This is a genomic window from Pseudomonas sp. 8(2025) (genome assembly GCF_052665325.1).
This window is the reverse complement of record NZ_JBQOIE010000018.1, coordinates 1-18368: the sequence shown is the minus strand read 5'-3', so window position 1 is coordinate 18368 and position 18368 is coordinate 1. Positions and strand designations below refer to the sequence as shown.

The following is an 18368-nucleotide window of genomic DNA, read 5'->3' as shown; positions in this document are numbered from 1 at the left end:
CGGCCCGGCGCCTGGCCCGGGTCCCTTTCCTGCTGATTAAACGGGTCTCTCCATGTTTCTCCAGAACGCTCTGGACTTCCTGCCCATTCTGTTGAAAGGCGCAGTGGTCACCCTGCAGGTCACCGTTGGCTCCTTCGTGCTCAGCTCGCTGATCGGCCTGGTCTTCGCCTTGATGATGGTGTCCAAGGTGCGCTCGGTGGCGTTGTTCGCCATCGGCGTGGTCAACGTCATTCGCGGGCTGCCGATCATCGTCCAGCTGTTTTACATCTACTTCGTGCTGCCGGATTTCGGCATCCAGCTCACCGCCATGCAGGCCGGGGTGATCGGCCTGGGCATCGCCTACTCGGCGTACCAGGCGGAAAACTTCCGCGCCGGTATCCAGGCCATTCACCAGGGGCAGATCGAGGCCGCCGAATCCATCGGCATGCGCGGGCCGATGATCATGCGTCGGGTGGTGCTGCCCCAGGCCCTGCGCATCGCCTTGCCGCCCTATGGCAACACCCTGGTGATGATGCTCAAGGACTCGTCCCTGGTGTCCACCATCACCGTGGCCGAGATGACCCGGGCCGGGCAGTTGATCGCTTCCTCGACCTTCGAGAACATGACCGTCTACACCCTGGTGGCCTTGCTCTACCTGGCCCTGAGCCTGCCGCTGTCCTTTGCCCTGCGCCGCCTGGAAGCGCGCATCAGCACCCGGAGAAAGCCATGATCCAGATCAAGGGCGTACACAAGAGCTTTGGCAACGTGGCGGTGCTCGAAGGCATCGACCTACAGGTGCACAGCGGTGAAGTGGTGTGCCTGATCGGGCCCTCGGGGTCCGGCAAGTCGACCCTGCTGCGCTGCATCAACGGCCTGGAAAGCTACGAGCAGGGCGACATCCTGGTGAGCGGGGCGCGGGTCGACCGGCAGGCCAAGAGCATCCATGAACTGCGTACCCGGGTGGCCATGGTGTTCCAGCGCTTCAACCTGTTTCCCCATCGCACGGCCTTGCAGAACGTCACCGAGGGGCCGATCTACGTCAAGAAACAGGACCCCCGGCAAGCACGCCTGCGGGCCGAGGCGCTGCTGGAAAAGGTCGGCCTGGCCCATCGCATGCACGCCTACCCGGACGAGCTCTCCGGCGGCCAGCAGCAACGGGTGGCCATTGCCCGGGCACTGGCCATGGACCCGGAGGCGATTCTCTTCGACGAACCGACTTCGGCGCTGGACCCGGAACTGGTGGGCGAGGTGCTGGCGGTGATGCGCAAGCTGGCCGACGAGGGCATGACCATGATCGTGGTCACCCATGAAATGGGCTTTGCCCAGGACGTGGCAGACCAGGTGTGCTTCCTCCACAGCGGGCGCATCGTCGAGGCCGGCCCGGCCCGAACCGTGCTCAGTACCCCGAGCCACCCGCGCACCCAGGACTTCCTGCGGCGCTTGCTCAACCAGGGCGCGGAGGTGCAGGCATGAGCGCATCCGAGCCCCTGCGCATGCCGCCCTCGCTGTGGGCGGCCACGGCCATGCCGGCCGAGCACACCCCGGCACTGGCCGAGGACCGGGAGGTCGATGTGGCGATTGTCGGCGCCGGCTACACCGGGTTGGTGAGCGCTCTGCGCCTGGCCCAGAGCGGTGCCAGCGTCTGTGTGCTGGATGCCGGCGAGCCCGGCTGGGGCGCCTCCGGGCGCAACGGTGGGCAGGTGATCCCCGGGCTCAAGTTCGACCCCGAGCAACTGCTGGCCAGGTTCGGCCCGGTACAGGGCGAGGCGCTGGTCGATGCCGTGGGTGGCGCGGCCGATGAAGTGTTCGAGCTGATCAAGGAACACGGCATTCGCTGCGACGCCACCCGCAAGGGCTGGATTCAGCCGGCGTTTTCCGGCGCGGCGATGCACACCCTGGAGCAGCGCGCCGAGCAGTGGCGCCAGCGCGGCGTGGCCGTGGAGTTGCTGGACAAGGCGGCGGTGAGCCAGCGCATCGGCAGCCCGCAGTACCTGGGCGGCTGGGTCGACCCGCGGGCCGGCAGCCTGCACCCGCTGAACTACGCCCGGGGCCTGGCCCGGGTGGCGATGGGGCTGGGGGCGAGCATTCACGGCCAGAGCCGGGTCCGGCAGCTGCAGCGCGATGGCGGGCGCTGGACCCTGGAGACCGACCGCGGCGCCCGGGTGCGTGCCTCGAAGGTACTGCTGGCGACCAATGGCTACACCGACGACTTGTGGCCGGGGTTGCGCCAGACGGTGATCGCCGCCAACAGTTTCATCATCGCCACCCGGCCGCTACCTGCCGAGCTGCGCCAGAGCATCCTGCCGGGCGGCGAGGTGTGTTCCGATGCCCGGCGCCTGCTGCTGTATTTCAAGCAGGACGCTCAGGGGCGCCTGCTGCTGGGTGGGCGCGGGCCGTTTTCCGAGCCGCGCCGGGATGCCGACTGGAACCACCTGGAGCGTTCGTTGCTGAACCTGTTTCCGCAATTGGCGGGCGTCCCCATCGAGTATCGCTGGAGCGGGCGCGTGGCCCTGACCCCGAGTTTTCTGCCGCAGTTGCACGAGCCGGCGCCGGGGCTGTCGATCCTGTTGGGCTACAACGGGCGCGGCATTGCCTTGTCGACCCTGCTGGGCAGGCACCTGGCGGCGCGGCTGACGGGAGCGGGGCAGGGTTTTCCTTTCCCGGTCACGCCGTTGCGGCCGATTCCGCTGCACGGCCTGCAACGCCTCTACCTGGGGGCGGGGATTGCCTGGTACCGGTTGCTCGACGCCCTGGGCTGATCAGCTCGGGCAATCCTGCTCGCCGCCGTCCAGGCCCTGTTTGTAGCTCTGGCTGTGCAGGCTGGCCTTGCCGTTGCGCCAGGTCAGGGTCAGCACGTACAGCGAGTCGAAGTCGCTGGAGGCCCAGTCTTCGGTGATCGGCTGCTGTTGGCCCACGGCTTCTTCGGCGACCTTGTTGATCAGCTCCGGCAGGTAGCCGTGGGACCAGGCGGTGTAGATGATCGAGTTGTGGTAGCGGTCATGCAGCAGCTCGTCCGCCAGGTCGCTGGTGTCATTGGCGGCAAAGTCGATGTTCACCGGCAGGCCGAGCTTGATGGCGCTGGGGCTGATGGTCATCAGCGGGCGGATGTAGCTGTAGGAGTTGTCCAGCTCGCCTTCCTCGACGTTGCGCGTGGGGTCGGCGGCGAACACGTACTGCGCCTTGCCGAATTTCTCCGGCAGCAGCGAGGCCAGGTCGATGGCCCGGTTCAGGCCCTGGCAGTTGAGCTGCCCGAGGCCGCCGGCGGGCTTTTCCGCGTGGCGCAGGAACACCAGGGTCTGGGTGCCGTCCACCGGTTGCGCGCGGCTGGCGCTGGATTCCAGGGACAGGCACAGGGCGCTGCCCAGCAACAGGGCCGGCAACGGCAGGTAGCGACGGTGCTTGAAGTGGCGGGCAAGGCGGCGGGGCAGGTTCATGGTGCGGTCATTCTTCAAGTGCGATGCGTGAGGCTGACAAACCCGTGTTCCCTGTCGTTGCTCATGGCCTGATCGGGCCGTGGCTTATGAGTCCCTGAACGGCTTTTGGTTCGATTGCAGGCAGCTTAAGCACTGCATGTTGCCGATTTAAGAAAACCCGGCGGATAATTCCCCGCCGTTGCCCATCCGTGGCGCCGCCCCCCTTTGATTGAGACTGGAAGCCTGTCATGAGCGATCTTTCCGCCTTTGCCGTCACCCAGAAATGGCCTGCGCAATTCCCTGAGTGGATTCAGTTGTATTCCTTGCCGACCCCCAACGGGGTCAAGGTCTCGATCATGCTCGAAGAGATCGGCCTGCCCTACGAGGCGCACCGGGTCAGCTTCGAGACCCAGGACCAGATGACCCCGGAGTTCCTCAGTGTCAGCCCGAACAACAAGATCCCGGCGATTCTCGACCCCCACGGCCCGGGGGACCAGCCGCTGGCGCTGTTCGAGTCGGGGGCGATCCTGATCTACCTGGCGGACAAGAGCGGGCAACTGCTGGCCCAGGAGTCGGCGGCGCGTTATGAAACCATCCAGTGGCTGATGTTCCAGATGGGCGGCATCGGCCCGATGTTCGGGCAGGTGGGGTTCTTCAACAAGTTTGCCGGCAGGGAGTACGAGGACAAGCGGCCGCTGGAGCGCTACGTGAACGAGGCCAAGCGTCTGCTGGGGGTGCTGGACAAGCACCTGGGGGGGCGCGAGTGGATCATGGGCGAGCGCTATACCATTGCCGATATCGCGACCTTTCCGTGGATTCGCAATCTGATCGGGTTCTATGAGGCGGGTGAATTGGTGGGCATCGACAACTTCCCCGAGGTCAAGCGAGTGCTGGCCAAATTCGTGGCGCGCCCGGCGGTGATCCGCGGGTTGGAGATTCCCAAGGTTTCTTGACGCACGCACGCCCTGTAGCCGCTGCCGCAGGCTGTGCACGAGCGCGCAGCGGTGGCGGCGATCCCAAGAATGCCAGGGGTGTGTCTGGGGGCGCCCAGCCAGGGCCTGCGTACCGAACGCAGCCCGCTCTTTCGCAGCTTCGCCCTGGCTCGGCAGCGGCTACAGCCAACGTTGTGCCTCATAACGCTGGGCCTTATTAAGAAACAGGAATTTTTGCATGCACCCCTTAAGTTTCAAGCAAGTCGATGTCTTCAGCTCGACTCCCCTCAAAGGCAACCCCTTGGCCGTGGTATTCAACGCCGACGAGCTCAGCACCGAGCGCATGGCCACTTTCGCCAACTGGACCAACCTCAGCGAAACCACCTTTCTGCTCCAGCCCCGCGATCCCCGGGCCGACTACCGCCTGCGGATCTTCACCACCACCCAGGAATTGCCCTTCGCCGGCCACCCGACCCTGGGCAGTTGCCACGCCTGGCTCGAAGCCGGCGGCGTGCCCCGGGGCGAGGAGATCATCCAGGAGTGCGAAGTGGGCCTGGTGCGCATCCGCCGCCAGGGCGATCAGTTGGCCTTTCTCGCGCCGCCGCTGCTCAAGGCCGGCCCGGTGGAGCCCCAGGTGCTGGAGCAGGTGCACCGTGGCCTGCGCCTTACGCCCGGGGACATCGTGCAGGCGCAGTGGGTCGACAACGGCGCCGGCTGGCTGGCGGTGATGCTCGGCGAACGCCAGCAGGTGCTGGACCTGCAACCGGACTACCCGGCGCTGATCGGTCTGGCGGTCGGGGTGATCGCGCCCTGTGACCCCGAGCGTGATGACAGCGACGCGCAGTTCGAGGTACGGGCCTTTATCGCCGGTGATGGCATGCCCGAAGACCCGGCCACCGGCAGCCTCAATGCCGGCATCGCCCAGTGGTTGCTGGGCGCCGGGCTGGCACCGGCTCGCTACCGCGTCAGCCAGGGCCTGAGCATGGGCCGGGCAGGGCGGATTGACGTGGAACAGATCGGCGATGAAATCTGGATCGGCGGCACGGTGCGAACCTGCATTGAGGGGCACCTGCGGCTTCTCCAAACCAGTGAGCAAGCGTGCGGGAATACACCTTCGCCCACTGGACCGAGGTATCCATGAGCGTGCTGGCACCTGGCGATTTTGCAGGCACCGCCACGCACAGGCAGGCACGGCTCCTGTGCGCCTGGGCCCAGGTTGTGTCCTGGAAGGGCTGGATGCTGCGGGCAGGCCTGCTGGGTTTGCTGGCGCTTGATCCACTGCTTTGCATTGCACAAACCACAGCGGTCAAACAACCGCCCGGCCCGGCAACCTTGCCTGGTAATACACCGGGGAGCGAATCCGCGACATCCGCCAGCGTGGCGGCCACGCCAGGGGACAAGGGCGTGGCGGTGAATGCCACGTGCAACCTGCCGCTCAAGCCATCGGCCGGCAAAGTCGTGGAGATATATTGGACCCAGGGCCCGGAAAATCGTCGCGTGGTGGGCCGCGAGGCTGACCATTACGTCGATCTCAATCTGATCGTTCGAACTGTGGGTTACCGGCCTGGCGAGTGTATCGAAGCGACGATTCAGTCCGAAAACGCTGCCGATGAAATTGCCGACCGGATCAAGAAGATCGTGCTCAGGGGAAAGGTTGACGATACCGGCATGGCCTACTTCAAAACGCCTCTGAAGGACTACACCCTCAATTTGCAGGGCAGCGAGCCGCCGTAGTGTGCACACCCGTGCGGGAGCCAGGAGCTGCTGCAAGCGGTCAACCGCCGGATTTGTCGCACGCAGGTTTTTCAATGGCGGCTGCCGCTGTTGCGTCAGATGGTCGCAGGCTGGCCGCGTCGAGTGGCCGATACCCCTTGGATCGCGGGGCCTCAAGGGCATTGTTACGGCTTGGGCAAGACTCTCTTGAGCCGTGCGGGTTTGTACCGGGGCGGCTGCGGGCATAAGCTTTCAGCCTTTTTTCGCCATAGCTCGTGTTGTTTCGCGCTCAGCCTTAGGAAAAATCATGTCCAGCCAGTTCCCAGAAGCCCGTCCGCGTCGCCTGCGTCGCTCCGAACAACTGCGCAGCCTGTTCCAGGAAACCGAATTCACCCTCAACGACCTGGTGCTGCCGATTTTCGTCGAGGAAGAAATCGACGATTTCGTGCCGATCAAGAGCATGCCCGGGGTGATGCGCATTCCCGAATCCAGGTTGGCCGGCGAGATCGAGCGTTACGCCCGCGCCGGGATCAAGTCGGTGATGACCTTCGGCGTCTCCCACCACCTGGACTGCGACGGCAGCGATACCTGGAAGGAAAACGGCCTGGTGTCGCGCATGTCGCGCATCGCCAAGGATGCGGTGCCGGAGATGATCGTGATGTCCGACACCTGCTTCTGCGAATACACCGATCACGGCCACTGCGGGGTCATGCACGGCCATGAAGTGGACAACGACCAGACCCTGCTCAACCTCGGCAAGCAGGCGGTGGCTGCGGCCCGTGCCGGCGCCGATGTGATCGCGCCGTCGGCGGCCATGGACGGTCAGGTCCAGGCCATCCGCCGCGCCCTGGATGCCGCCGGCTTCACCCAGACGCCGATCATGGCCTATTCCACCAAGTTCGCCTCGGCGCTCTATGGCCCGTTCCGTGAAGCCGGCGGCAGCGCGCTCAAGGGCGATCGCAAGAGCTACCAGATGAACCCCATGAACCGCCGCGAAGCGGTGCGCGAGTCCTTGCTGGACGAGCAGGAAGGCGCCGACTCGCTGATGGTCAAGCCCGCCGGGGCCTACCTGGACATCATCCGCGACATCCGCGAGGCTTCGCGCCTGCCGGTGGCGGCGTACCAGGTCAGCGGCGAGTACGCGATGATCAAGTTCGGCGCCCAGGCCGGCGCCATCGACGAGCAGCGAGTGGTGCGCGAAACCCTGGGTTCGATCAAGCGCGCCGGCGCCGATCTGATCTTCACCTACTTCGCCATGGACCTGGCCCTGGCCGGGATCTGATTAGGCCCCGCAGTACTGCCATGAACGTCGCCCGGCGTTCGTGGCTATTGCCAAGACTTCCGCCTCTACATGACAATGCGATTCATTATCAAATATGAATCCTTACTGTCATGCCCGCCGACGACTTATCCCTGCGCTGCGCCGTCACCGACCTCTACACCCATCACCATGGCTGGCTGCAGGGCTGGTTGCGCCAGCGCCTGGGCAACGCCTTCGATGCCGCCGACCTGGCCCAGGACACCTTCGTGCGGGTGCTCAAGGCGCGCAACGCAGTGGAGATCCGTGAGCCGCGGCCCTACCTGTCGCGCATTGCCCGGGGCCTGCTGATCGATCTGTTTCGCCGGCGTTCCCTGGAACAGGCCTACCTCGAAGCCCTGGCGCTGGTGCCCGAGGGCGAGCACCCGTCGCCGGAGGAGCAGAGCGTGCTGTTCCAGGCGCTGATGGAAATCGACCGGCTGCTGGATGGCCTGGGGCCCAAGGTGAAACAGGCTTTCCTGCTGTCCCAGTGCGACGGCCTGACCTACGAGCAGATCGCCGAGCGCCTGCAGATTTCCGTGCGCAGCGTGAGCAACTACATGGCCAAGGCCATGGAGCATTGCTGCCTGATGCAGATGCGGATGCAGCTGTCATGAGTTTCGCCGGCCTGCAACTGAGCGTCGGCGAGCGCCAGGCCATCAGCGGCGCGGCACGCTGGTACGCGCAATTGCGCTCCGGCAGCGCCAGCGAGCAGGAGCAGGCCGCCTGGCGCGAATGGCTGGCCGCCGACCCCTTGCACCGCCAGGCGTGGGAACGCATGCAGCAACTGGGCGAGCAGATGTCGGCGCTGCCCGGCGGCCTGGCCGGTTCCACCTTGCGCGGGGCAGGGCGCTCGCGCCGCGAGCTGATGCGCAACCTGGTGGTGCTGGCCTCGGCCGGTTCCCTGGGCTGGCTGGGCTGGCGCAGCGACAGTGCCCAGCAACTGCTGGCGGACTACCGGACCCAGATCGGCGAGCGCCGGCAAGTGCGCCTGGCGGACGGCACTTCGCTGCTGCTCAATACCAACACCTCGATCAACGTGCAGTTCGACAGTCAGCAACGCAAGGTGCAGCTGTTGTGGGGCGAGATGCTGGTCAGCACCGCTGCCGATCCCTTGCAGCGGCCGTTCCGGGTCTTCACCCGGGACGCCGAGGTGCTGGCCCTGGGCACTCGCTTCGTGCTGCGCAGCGATGAGCGTGAGGAGCAGGTGGCGGTGCTGGAGCACGCGGTGCAGGTCAGCCTGGGCGCAGGCCTTGCGCCGCGTCGGGTCGAGGCCGGCCAGCAACTGGCGTTCAGCGCCGGGGGCTTTGCCGCGCTGCGGCCCAACGATGCCGCGGTGGGTGCCTGGCGCCAGGGCAGCATCATCGCCATCGACCGGCCCCTGGGGGAATTGCTGGCCGACCTGTCGCGCTACCGCCGCGGGGTTGTGCAGTGCGATCCGCAGATTGCCGGGCTGAAGATCTCCGGGGCCTTCCCCATCGATGACACCGACCGCGCCCTGGCGGCGCTGGAAAGCGGTTTCTCCCTGCAGATCAAGCGCTACACCCGCTACTGGGTACGGGTTTCCGATAGCCGCGTGGGTTGAATCCGCGGGGCGAAAAAAAATTCAATGGCCTTTGCATGTTTGCCCCTCCTGGTCCGGCTTATCCCCCAGTGGATTCATTTTCGTTAGCGGGGAAGGCAAAGCATGTCTGATGTTCACAAGTCGAAGTTGGCCCAGGCGATCAAGGTCGGGCTTTGGGGCGCACTGGCGGTCTACGGTGCGGCACTGCTGCCGTTGACCGCAGTGGCGGCCAGCGAACAGACCGCGGTACGCCGCTTCGATATTGCCGCCGGTGACCTGACCGAGGTGCTGAGCCGTTACGCCAGCGCTGCCGGCGCGGCAATTTCCTTCGATGCCCGGCAGACCGCCGGCCTGCGTTCGGCGGGGCTCAAGGGTGAATACGGGGTACAGGAAGGCTTTGCGCGGATTCTCGCCGGCAGCGGCTGGCAGGCCGAGCCCCAGAGCAACGGCAGCTTCGTGCTGCGCCCCGTGCCCCAGGGCAGCGGCGCTCTGGAGCTGGGCACCACCCAGGTGCAGGGCCAGGAGCTGGGGGCCACCACCGAGTACTCCGGTTCCTACACCACCGGCGCGGTCACCATCGGCAAGGGCCAGCACTCGCTCAAGGAAACCCCGCAGTCGGTGACCGTGATCACCCGCAAGATGCTTGATGACCAGAACCTCAACACCATTGACCAGGTGATGGAGAAGACTCCGGGCATCACCCTCTACGACTCGCCCATGGGCGGCAAGTATTTCTACTCCCGGGGCTTTCGCATGACCGGCCAGTACCAGTACGACGGCGTGCCCCTGGACATGGGTAGCAGCTACGTACAGGCCGACAGCTTCAGCAGCGACATGGCCTTCTATGACCGGGTGGAGATCCTGCGCGGCGCTGCCGGCATGCTCAAGGGCGCGGGCGGCACTGCCGGCTCGGTGAACTTCGTGCGCAAGCGCGGCCAGGCCACGCCGCACACCGAACTGACGATGTCCGCCGGCAGCTGGGACAACTACCGGGCCCAGGTGGACACCGGCGGACCGTTGAACGATGCCGGTACCGTCCGCGGCCGGGCGGTGGTGACCCAGCAGACCCGGCAGTACTTCTACGACCTGGGCGATCGCAAGGACCAGGTCTACTACGGCGCCCTGGATTTCGACCTCAGCGACGCCACCACCCTGGGCCTGGGCATGGCCTATGAAGACGTCGACTCGCGCCCGTGCTGGGGCGGCCTGCCGCGCTACAGCGACGGCAGCGACCTCAAGCTGGGCCGTTCCACCTGCCTGAACACCGCCTGGAACAACTCGCGCAGCAAGCGCGCGACCTATTTCGCCGACCTGCGCCAGCAACTCAACGACGACTGGGCGCTGAAGGTGGCCGGGGTCTACACCCGCAATACCCAGGATATCGAGTACGCCTTCCCCAGCGGTTCGGTGCCGGTGGGGGCCAGCCGTTCCAGCACCCTGATGCTGGGCAGCATCTACGACTACGACCAGGTGGACTACGGCTTCGATGCCTATGTCGACGGGCACTTCCAGGCCTTTGGCCAGGAGCACGAGCTGACCTTCGGCGCCAACGCCAGCCGCTCGATCAAGGACGACTTCTACGCCGTGGCCGGCTTGCCCCAGCGGCAGAATGTGCTGGACCCCGATCACCACCTGCCCAAGCCCGACGACAGCTACTACGAAAGCAACTCCACCCGGGGCGGCCCCACTGATCTGCGGATCCAGCAGCAAGGGTTGTATTCCACTGTGCGCCTGAAGCTGGCCGACCCGCTGACCCTGGTCATGGGCAGCCGGGTCAGCTGGTACAAGTCGCAGAACGATTCGGTGGCCTACTGGCGCGATACGCGCACGCCCAGCAGTGCCCGATCCAAGGAAACCGGCGAGGTCACGCCGTTCGCCGGGGTGCTGTACGACCTCAACGACAACCTCACGGCCTACGCCAGCTACTCCAGCATCTTCACCCCCCAGGGCAGCTATCGGACCCTGGACGGCGCCTCCCTCAAGCCGCTGGTGGGCAAGAGCTACGAGCTGGGGATCAAGGGCGAGTGGTTCGATGGCCGCCTCAACAGCGCCTTCAGCCTGTTCCGCACCATCCAGCAGGACGCGCAGCAGGACGACCCGGCCTGCCCGGACAGTACCTGCTCGCTGAACTCGGGCAAGGTCCGCGCCCAGGGCTTTGAAGCGGAGCTCAGCGGTGAGGTGATCGAACGCCTGCAAGTGCTGGCCGGCTACACCTACACCCAGACCAAGACCCTGGAGGATGCCAACAGCGCCAACACCGGCTTGCCGTTCACCACCTACGTGCCGCGCCACCTGCTGCGGGTCTGGGGCGACTATCAGCTGGGAGGTGCCCTGGAGCGCTTCACCGTGGGGGCCGGGGTCAACGCCCAGAGTGACAACTACCGAGTCTCGCCCACCAGCGGCAACCACATCCGCCAGGCCGGCTATGCGATCTGGAACGGCCGCATCGGTTACCGCATCGACGACACCTGGTCCCTGGCGCTGAACGGCAACAACCTGCTGGACAAGCGCTACTACACCACCATCGGCACCGAAGGCTTCGGCAATTTCTACGGTGACCCGCGCAACCTCACCCTGTCGGTCAAGGCCGACTTCTAAGGCCCGGTGGCGGCCGCGCAGACCTTCTGCACGGCCGCTTCAGGCTTTGGGAGCCCGGCGTCGAGCAAGGCCATGAAACGCTGCAGCTGTGGCGAAGGGTTGTCCCGGTGCCAGTTCATGTACAGCCCGATGCTTGGCCCGGGCTGCGTGCCCATGGCCCGCAGCGGGCGGTAGGCGACGCTGCCCTGCAGCACCGCATCGGCCATCGAGCGGGGCACCAGGGCCACGCCGAAACCGCAGCCCACCAGGCCCAGCTGGGTCTGGACCCGGGCCACTTCCTGGACCACCTTCGGGGTGAACCCGGCCGCGCTGCACAGCGCCATCAACTGGTTGTGGTAGCCGCTGCCCAGGGCCTGGGGCGTGAACACGAAGTCGTCGTTGGCCAGCTCCCGCAGGTCCACCTCTGGCGCCTGGGCCTGGGGGTGGTCGTGGGGCAGGGCGATGACGATCGGCTCATCGAGGATCAGGCGCGAGGCTATCTGCCCTTCGGGCAGCGGCAGCTCACGCATGAACGCCAGGTCGATGTCGCCGCCGAGCAAGCCCTTGAGCTGCTCGGCCGAAGGCAGTTCCCGCAGTTCCAGGCGCACCTCGGGCAAGGCCTGGCGAAAGCCCCGCAGGCTGGCGAGCAAGCTCGGGTAGCCGGCCAGTGACAGGCTACTGACGCACAGGCTGCCGGCCAGGCCCTGGGCAATATGGCGCGCCTGCTCGATGCCCTGTTCCAGGGTAGCCAGGGTGCGCCGGGCGCTGTGCAGAAAATCCACCCCGGCCGGGGTCAGGGCCACGCCTCGACGATTGCGCCGCAGCAGGCTGAAACCGAGTTTTTCCTCCAGGCGGGCGATGGCCTGGCTCAGGGGCGGCTGGGCCATGTGCAGGCGCGTGGCGGCCTTGTGAAAGTGCAGTTCTTCGGCGACGGCGATGAACTGGCGCAACAGGCGCGTTTCGATCATGGCGATGCTTCCTGGCTGGGGGCTGTGGGACTGTAAACCCCAAGGCTCATGGTTTCACAGCGAATTCATTGATATCAAAAACCTCTCACAGAACCTGGAATTTAGTATTAAGTCACTGATTTTCATGCTGTTACCCTGGAATTCACACAGGAGGGAAGAGCATGGATTTCAGCGGCAGAACGGCGATTGTCACCGGCGCCGGGCGCGGCCTGGGCTTGAGTTATGCACGGGCTCTGGCCCGTCGTGGTGCCCAGGTGGTGATCAGCGATTGCGGGAGTGACGGCAGCGGCAGCGGGGCGGATGACAGTGTCGCCCATGATGCGGTGCAGGCCTTGCGGGCCAGCGGTGCCAGGGCGCTGGCCGACACCGCGGACCTGGGCACCGAGGCCGGTTGCCAGGGGCTGGTGCAGCGCACCCTGGAGGCCTTTGGCAGCCTGGATATCCTGATTCACAACGCCGGCTGGGTTGGCTACCAGGCGCTGGAGCAGACCGACGCCGGGTTTCTCGAGCGCATGCTGGGGATCAACCTGTATGCGCCCATCTGGCTGGCCAGGTATGCCTGGCCCCATCTGCGGCAGTCCGCCGCACCGCGGCTGCTGTTGACCACCTCCGACCGTGCGCTGTACCCGGAATATGCCCAGCCGGGGCTGCTGGCCTACTGCGCGGGCAAGATGGCCCAGGTCGGGATCATGAATGCCCTGGGCCAGGAAGGGGCGGAGCACGGGATCCGGGTCAACGCGGTGTCGCCGGTGGCCAAGACCCGCATGTGGGGCGTCAGCGAGGAGCCGCCGGAACTCAAGCCGGACTGGGTGACGCCGGGGGTGCTGTTTCTGGTCAGCAAGCAGTGCCAGGACAGCGGCTACATCCTGCGGGCCAGCAATGGCCAGTTCAGTGCCTGGCGCCCCCAGGAGGCCCCCGGTGTGGATTACCCCCGGGACCTGAAGCGGATCGCGGCGGCCACGCCGGAGCAGTTCGCCCGGCGCTGGGGGCAGATCAAGCAGCCTTTCATCGGGGCTTGAGGGAGGGGGCGGCGCTCTGCGGGGAGATCTCCCGTTCGCGGAAGTAGCGCTCCAGCACGCGCGGGTCGGCCGAGCGCTCGGCCAGGGCCACGTAGGTGTCCGGGCGCAGCAGGTAGAAGGCGTTGCGCGCCAGCCCCGCGGCGGCATGGGCCGGGCGCCAGTCGAAGGTGCGCAACGGCACCTGGTGCGCGGTGCACCAGTCGCGCAGAGCGTCACTGGTGACGCCGTAGACATGCACCTGCCAGCCCAGGTACTCCAGGCTGTCGAAGTTGTCGTGTTCACCATCGCGCACCCAGGGCAGGCGGTCGCCGCCGTGCACCGGGCCGACGCCGCCGGCGCTCAGGGGCATGCCGCGGTAGTTCAGGGTGATCTGCGACACGGTACGGAAGAGAAACTCCCGGGCGCTGTCGAAGGCGGCGATCTTCGGCAGCAGCAGGGGCGCCAGGCGGGTGCGCGCCAGGTAGGCCACCGGGCCGTCGGCGGTGGCGAAGCTGAACACCCGGTCGGTGGTGGCCACCAGGCGCCGGGCGAACTCCATGCGTTCGGTGGCGTAGGTTTCCAGCAGGCGCTCGGCACTCTTGCCGCTCAGTACCGCTGCCAGTTTCCAGGCCAGGTTGATGGCGTCGCCGATCCCGGTGTTCATGCCCTGGCCGCCGGCCGGGCTGTGCACGTGGGCGGCGTCCCCGAGGAGGAACACCCGGCCGGTGCGAAACTGCTCGGCCACCCGGTGATGCACCTTGTAGGTGGAGAACCAGTTGACCTGGGCCACCTCGACCTTGAGCTGGCGCATGGCGCGCTGGCTGACATCCTCGAAGCGCAGGTTCTCCGGGTGCTCGGCACGCTCGTCGCGCACCGTGCCGATCAGCCGTGCGCGGCCGCTCTGGGCCAGGGGGAACACCGCGAGAAAGTCGGCGTCGTCCAGGTCCACGTGCAACTGGCCGTCGATGCTCGGGCCGCTGGCCTGCACATCCGCGACGTAGAACACCTGCTGGTAGGTGCCGCCGGGAAAGCCGGTGCCCAGGGTCTTGCGCACCGTGGAGCGGGCGCCGTCGCAGCCGGCCAGGTAGAAGGCCTGGCAGTGTTCTTCGCGCCCGTCGGGGCCGCGCAGGCGGGCGTTGATCAGGTGGCCGTGGTCGGTGAAGGCCAGCAGCTCGGTGTTGCGTTCGACCTCCACCCCCTGCAGCGCCAGGCGTTCGATCAGCAGTTGCTCGTGTTCGTCCTGAGGAAAGATCTGCAGGAAGGGGTAGGGCGTCAGGTCTTCGCCGATGGCGTTGAACGGCAGGTGGGCGGCGCGCTCGCCCTTGACCCAGAGGTTCACCGCCGGCACATGGTGGCCGCGCTCGACGATGGCCCGGGTCAGGTCCAGCTGGCGGTACAGCTCAAGGGTTCGCGCCTGCACCGCCAGGGCCCGGGAGGTAGTGCCCGGGCCCGGGGTCTTGTCGATGATCCGCACCTTGACCCCCTGCCGGCGCAGCCAGAGCGCCAGGACCAGGCCGGTGGGGCCGGCGCCGATGATCAGTACGTCGCTGCAATTCATGGGCTTGCCCTCGGTAGACGATCAAGGTCATGCAGGCGGCTGCCGCCGGGCTCAGCGCTGGGCGAAGGCCAGGTTCAGGCCGAGCCCGGCGAAGCTTGCGGCAAAACTGCGGCGCAGCCAGTTCTGCACCTGGGGCGATTCGATCACCGCGGTGCGGAACAGGTTGGCCAGCAGGCCATAGAGCACGAACACGAAGAAGGTCATGGCCATGAACACGCCGCTCAGGAGCAGCATCTGCGGGATCGGGTCGCTGCCGTCATGGGCGATGAACTGGGGCAGGAAGGCCAGGAAGAAGAGGGTCAGCTTGGGGTTGAGGATATTCAGCAGGCAGGCCTTGAGCATCAGCGCGCCGGGGCCATGGCTGACGGCGTTGCTGTCCACGGCGAAGGCCGAGCGGTCGCGCCAGGTGGCGTAGGCCAGGTACAGCAGGTAGGCGACGCCGGCGAACTTCAGGCCCTGGAAGGCCAGCGCGCTGGAGTGCAGGATGGCCGACAGGCCGAGGATCGAGGCCAGCAGGTGCGGGACAATCCCGGCGGTGCAGCCGATGGCGGTGAACAGGCTGGCGCGCTTGCCGGCCACCAGGGCGGTGGAAATGGTCAGGATCACGCCGCTGCCGGGAATCAGCACGACGATCAGGCTGGTGATCAGGAAATCCAGGGTCAACATCCGGGCATCACTCCATTGAGGGCAGGCGCGGGGTCAGGGCTGGGCGCCACACCGAGGTCGGGGGTCATCAAAATACACCCAGCCACACCGCCAATAGAAGGATTCTAGCCTGTAGCCGCTGCTGAGCCCGCGAAGCTGCGCAAAGGTCCGCAGGACCTTGCCTGGCGATCTCCCGCCGATCGCGCAGAGGCCTCAGGGGCGCGGCGTCTGCTACGCAGCCTGCGGCAGCGGCTACAAGGGCCGCGGCGGGAACAGCGCTCGCATTCCTTGGTCGAACGCCCCAGCCGCTGCTTTACTTGCACGGCCCTCGCCCAGCCATCTCGCGGAGCCCCATGATTTCCTCTCGTCTTCTCAGTTGCTTCCTGGGCCTGTCGCTGCTGGCCGGTTGCGCCAGCCAGCGCGGCCCCCAGGCACCAACACTGACCGCCGAACAGACCCAGGCCCGGATCCTGCGCCTGCTGCCGGCCCAGGTGGCGGACCGCCCGGGCTGGGCCCGGGACATCCAGGTGGCCTTCAGCGCCCAGGGCCTTGAGCCGAGCCAGAGCAACCTGTGCGCGGTGCTGGCGGTGACCGAGCAGGAGTCCACCTTCCAGGTCGACCCGACGGTGCCGGGCCTGGGGCGCATCGCCCGGCAAGAGATCGACCGCCGCGCGGCCAAGGTGCATGTGCCGGCGCTGCTGGTCAGCGCCGCCCTGCAAGTGCGCGGCCCGGACGGCCAGTCCTACAGCCAGCGCCTGGCCAGTGCCCGCAGCGAGAAGGAATTGAGTGCGATCTTCGATGACTTCATCGGCATGGTGCCCCTGGGCAAGACCCTGTTCGGCGGCTTCAACCCGGTGCACACCGGTGGGCCGATGCAGGTCAGCATCGAGTTCGCCCAGCAGCATGCCCAGGGCTATCCCTACCCGGTGCAGGACTCCATCCGTCATGAGGTCTTCAGCCGCCGCGGCGGCCTGTATTTCGGCATCGCCCACCTGTTGGGCTACCCGGTGGACTACCCGCAGCCGTTGTACCGTTTCGCCGATTTCAACGCCGGCTGGTACGCCAGCCGCAACGCGGCGTTCCAGAGCGCGGTGAGCCGTGCCAGCGGGATCAGGCTGGCGCTGGATGGCGACCTGATCCGCTACGGCTCGGTCATGCCCGGCAGCACCGAGCTGGCGGTGCGCACCCTGGGCAAGCAGCTGGGGCTGCGTAACCCGCAGATCCGCGCCCAGCTGGAGAAGGGCGACCGCCAGGACTTCGAAGAAACCGAGCTGTACCGTCAGGTGTTCGCCCTGGCCGATCGCACGGCGGGCAAGCCCGTACCGCGCCAGCAACTGCCCGGTATCGAACTCAAGAGCCCGAAGATCACCCGCCAGCTGACCACCGCCTGGTTCGCCAAACGGGTGGACGAACGCTACCAGCGCTGCCTGCAACGCCCGCTGTAGGAGCTGGCTTGCCAGCGAAGGCGGCCGCCAGGGCGATGCAGGGCCTCTTCGCCGGCAAGCCGGCTTCCACAGGGGGCACTGTTGTGCGGGGCGCAGGTGCTTGCTTGTCAGGCCCGGGGGCGGCGTGGCAGGATGCGCCATGAATTTTTTCCGGCTCGTCTCCCGCCCTCATCACCATCGACCTCATCTCCGGGGCCGTGGTCGCTTGTGCGCGTCGAGCCGTCAGTCATCGAGCAATCGCGATCACTGACCTTCGATGAAAAAAACCAAGGCGCCCCACAAGGCGCCTTTTTTATTGCCTGTCAAAAAACCAGAGGAATGACCCATGACCATGTTACGTGGCACTCGAATGATCACCGGCGAACAAGCCGCTACCCTGCGCACCCTGGAAGGACGCTTCCGGAGCTGGCTTCATCGAAGCGGGCGCTGAAGAAGTCATTGTCCCGGCGCTGTGGGGCCAGGACACCTTTATCGAGAAGGCTGGCGGCAGCGAAGTCATCGGCCAGATGTGGGCCTTCAACGACAAGGCCGGGCGGCCTTGCTGCCTGATCCCGGAAGCCACCGCGCTGTTCCAGGAAACCGCCGGCGAGCTGCTGGCGGGGCGCGAGCAGGCGGCCTTCTTCTACGTTGCCCGCTGCTATCGCTACGAGCGGCCGCAAGCCGGGCGCTACCGCGAGTTCACCCAGTTGGGCCTGGAGATTCTCGGCCCCGATCCGCAGCGCGCCCTGGAGCAGGCGCGGGCACTGTGCGTGGGCTTTCTCGACGCCTTGGGCCTGGAATACCAGCTCAACCTCGGGGTCAAGCGCGGCCTGACCTACTACCTCAATGGCGAGGGTTTCGAAGTGCGCTGCCCGCGCCTGGGGGCGCAGCAGCAAGTGGTGGGGGCAGGCGCCTATCGCCAGGGAGCCGGCTTCGGCATTGGCCTGGAGCGCCTGCAACTGGCGCTGCAAGCCTGACCGCCTGCGTGCGGTAGGAGCTGGCTTGCCAGCGAAGGCGTTCGCCAGGGCGGTGCAAGGCTTGCGGGCCTCTTCGCCGGCAAGCCGGCTCCTACGGGGTGGGGCTCCGGGATGTGCCTGCTTGCTGTAGGAGCTGGCTTGCCAGCGAAGGCGTTCGCCAGGGCGGTGCAAGGCTTGAGGGCCTCTTCGCCGGCAAGCCGGCTCCTACGGGGTGGGGCTCTGGGATGTGCCTGCTTGCTGTAGGACCTGGCTTGCCAGCGAAGGCGTTCGCCAGGGCGGTGCAAGGCTTGCGGGCCTCTTCGCCGGCAAGCCGGCTCCTACGG

At 66.6% G+C, this 18368-nt stretch carries 17 protein-coding genes; 13 read left to right on the top strand and 4 right to left on the bottom strand.

Features of this window, described 5'->3' with window-relative positions; translation table 11 throughout:
• The first annotated feature begins 52 nt into the window (after window positions 1-52).
• Genes ACUXVH_RS26865 through ACUXVH_RS26855 form a run of 3 tightly spaced genes read left to right on the top strand, consistent with a single transcriptional unit; the run spans window position 53 to window position 2738 of the window.
• The gene (locus ACUXVH_RS26865; RefSeq protein WP_011060581.1) at window positions 53-709 is read left to right on the top strand and encodes an amino acid ABC transporter permease; all 657 of its coding nucleotides are present in this window, start codon (window positions 53-55) and stop codon (window positions 707-709) included.
• Window positions 706-1452 (top strand): amino acid ABC transporter ATP-binding protein, encoded by a 747-nt coding sequence (locus ACUXVH_RS26860; protein ID WP_011060582.1) that lies wholly within the window; start codon window positions 706-708, stop codon window positions 1450-1452. Before ACUXVH_RS26865 ends, ACUXVH_RS26860 begins: the two co-directional genes overlap by 4 nt.
• Entirely contained in the window at window positions 1449-2738 is a 1290-nt protein-coding gene (locus tag ACUXVH_RS26855) for an NAD(P)/FAD-dependent oxidoreductase (RefSeq protein WP_065363571.1), read from the top strand. The genes ACUXVH_RS26860 and ACUXVH_RS26855 overlap by 4 nt, the downstream gene beginning before the upstream one ends.
• Here ACUXVH_RS26855 and ACUXVH_RS26850 read toward each other — a convergent pair whose 3' ends face one another.
• Entirely contained in the window at window positions 2739-3413 is a 675-nt protein-coding gene (locus ACUXVH_RS26850; protein ID WP_176707082.1) for a histidine phosphatase family protein, read from the bottom strand.
• A gap of 227 nt (window positions 3414-3640) precedes the next feature.
• Here ACUXVH_RS26850 and ACUXVH_RS26845 point away from each other — a divergent pair, with 227 nt between their 5' ends.
• The 7 genes from ACUXVH_RS26845 (at window position 3641) to ACUXVH_RS26815 (ending at window position 11496) form a co-directional block, all read left to right on the top strand.
• Window positions 3641-4345 carry a glutathione binding-like protein gene (locus tag ACUXVH_RS26845; protein ID WP_011060585.1) on the top strand — a complete coding sequence of 235 codons (705 nt, stop codon included), beginning with the start codon at window positions 3641-3643 and terminating at the stop codon, window positions 4343-4345.
• A 217-nt stretch (window positions 4346-4562) separates the two neighbouring features.
• A complete protein-coding gene (locus ACUXVH_RS26840) occupies window positions 4563-5465 on the top strand; it encodes a PhzF family phenazine biosynthesis protein (RefSeq protein ID WP_065363573.1) in 903 nt (300 codons plus the stop codon).
• Window positions 5462-6058 (top strand): hypothetical protein, encoded by a 597-nt coding sequence (locus tag ACUXVH_RS26835; protein WP_065363574.1) that lies wholly within the window; start codon window positions 5462-5464, stop codon window positions 6056-6058. Before ACUXVH_RS26840 ends, ACUXVH_RS26835 begins: the two co-directional genes overlap by 4 nt.
• A gap of 286 nt (window positions 6059-6344) precedes the next feature.
• Entirely contained in the window at window positions 6345-7319 is a 975-nt protein-coding gene (gene hemB / locus ACUXVH_RS26830; protein WP_015635078.1) for a porphobilinogen synthase, read from the top strand.
• A gap of 110 nt (window positions 7320-7429) precedes the next feature.
• Window positions 7430-7951 carry a sigma-70 family RNA polymerase sigma factor gene (locus ACUXVH_RS26825; protein ID WP_015635079.1) on the top strand — a complete coding sequence of 174 codons (522 nt, stop codon included), beginning with the start codon at window positions 7430-7432 and terminating at the stop codon, window positions 7949-7951.
• A complete protein-coding gene (locus ACUXVH_RS26820; RefSeq protein WP_065363575.1) occupies window positions 7948-8919 on the top strand; it encodes a FecR family protein in 972 nt (323 codons plus the stop codon). The genes ACUXVH_RS26825 and ACUXVH_RS26820 overlap by 4 nt, the downstream gene beginning before the upstream one ends.
• Window positions 8920-9021: 102 nt before the next feature.
• On the top strand, window positions 9022-11496 hold the full coding sequence (locus ACUXVH_RS26815) for a TonB-dependent siderophore receptor (RefSeq protein ID WP_445496348.1): 2475 nt from the start codon (window positions 9022-9024) through the stop codon (window positions 11494-11496).
• Here ACUXVH_RS26815 and ACUXVH_RS26810 read toward each other — a convergent pair.
• Window positions 11493-12443, bottom strand: a complete 951-nt coding sequence (locus ACUXVH_RS26810) for a LysR substrate-binding domain-containing protein (protein ID WP_065363576.1) — start codon at window positions 12441-12443, stop codon at window positions 11493-11495. The two genes, ACUXVH_RS26815 and ACUXVH_RS26810, sit on opposite strands and share 4 nt — an antisense overlap.
• A 161-nt stretch (window positions 12444-12604) precedes the next feature.
• On the opposite strand from ACUXVH_RS26810, the gene ACUXVH_RS26805 reads away from it, so the two are divergent.
• Window positions 12605-13462, top strand: a complete 858-nt coding sequence (locus ACUXVH_RS26805; RefSeq protein WP_065363577.1) for an SDR family NAD(P)-dependent oxidoreductase — start codon at window positions 12605-12607, stop codon at window positions 13460-13462.
• On the opposite strand, the gene ACUXVH_RS26800 is transcribed toward ACUXVH_RS26805, so the two are convergent.
• The gene (locus tag ACUXVH_RS26800) at window positions 13449-14999 is read right to left on the bottom strand and encodes an FAD-dependent oxidoreductase (protein ID WP_019094190.1); all 1551 of its coding nucleotides are present in this window, start codon (window positions 14997-14999) and stop codon (window positions 13449-13451) included. The two genes, ACUXVH_RS26805 and ACUXVH_RS26800, sit on opposite strands and share 14 nt — an antisense overlap.
• A 51-nt stretch (window positions 15000-15050) precedes the next feature.
• The gene (locus ACUXVH_RS26795) at window positions 15051-15665 is read right to left on the bottom strand and encodes a LysE family translocator (RefSeq protein WP_011060595.1); all 615 of its coding nucleotides are present in this window, start codon (window positions 15663-15665) and stop codon (window positions 15051-15053) included.
• A 332-nt stretch (window positions 15666-15997) separates the two neighbouring features.
• Here ACUXVH_RS26795 and ACUXVH_RS26790 point away from each other — a divergent pair, with 332 nt between their 5' ends.
• Window positions 15998-17089, top strand: a complete 1092-nt coding sequence (locus ACUXVH_RS26790; RefSeq protein WP_065363578.1) for a DUF1615 domain-containing protein — start codon at window positions 15998-16000, stop codon at window positions 17087-17089.
• Between the two features lie 413 nt (window positions 17090-17502).
• Window positions 17503-18045, top strand: a complete 543-nt coding sequence (locus tag ACUXVH_RS26785; RefSeq protein WP_041117318.1) for an ATP phosphoribosyltransferase regulatory subunit — start codon at window positions 17503-17505, stop codon at window positions 18043-18045.
• Window positions 18046-18368: the final 323 nt, after the last annotated feature.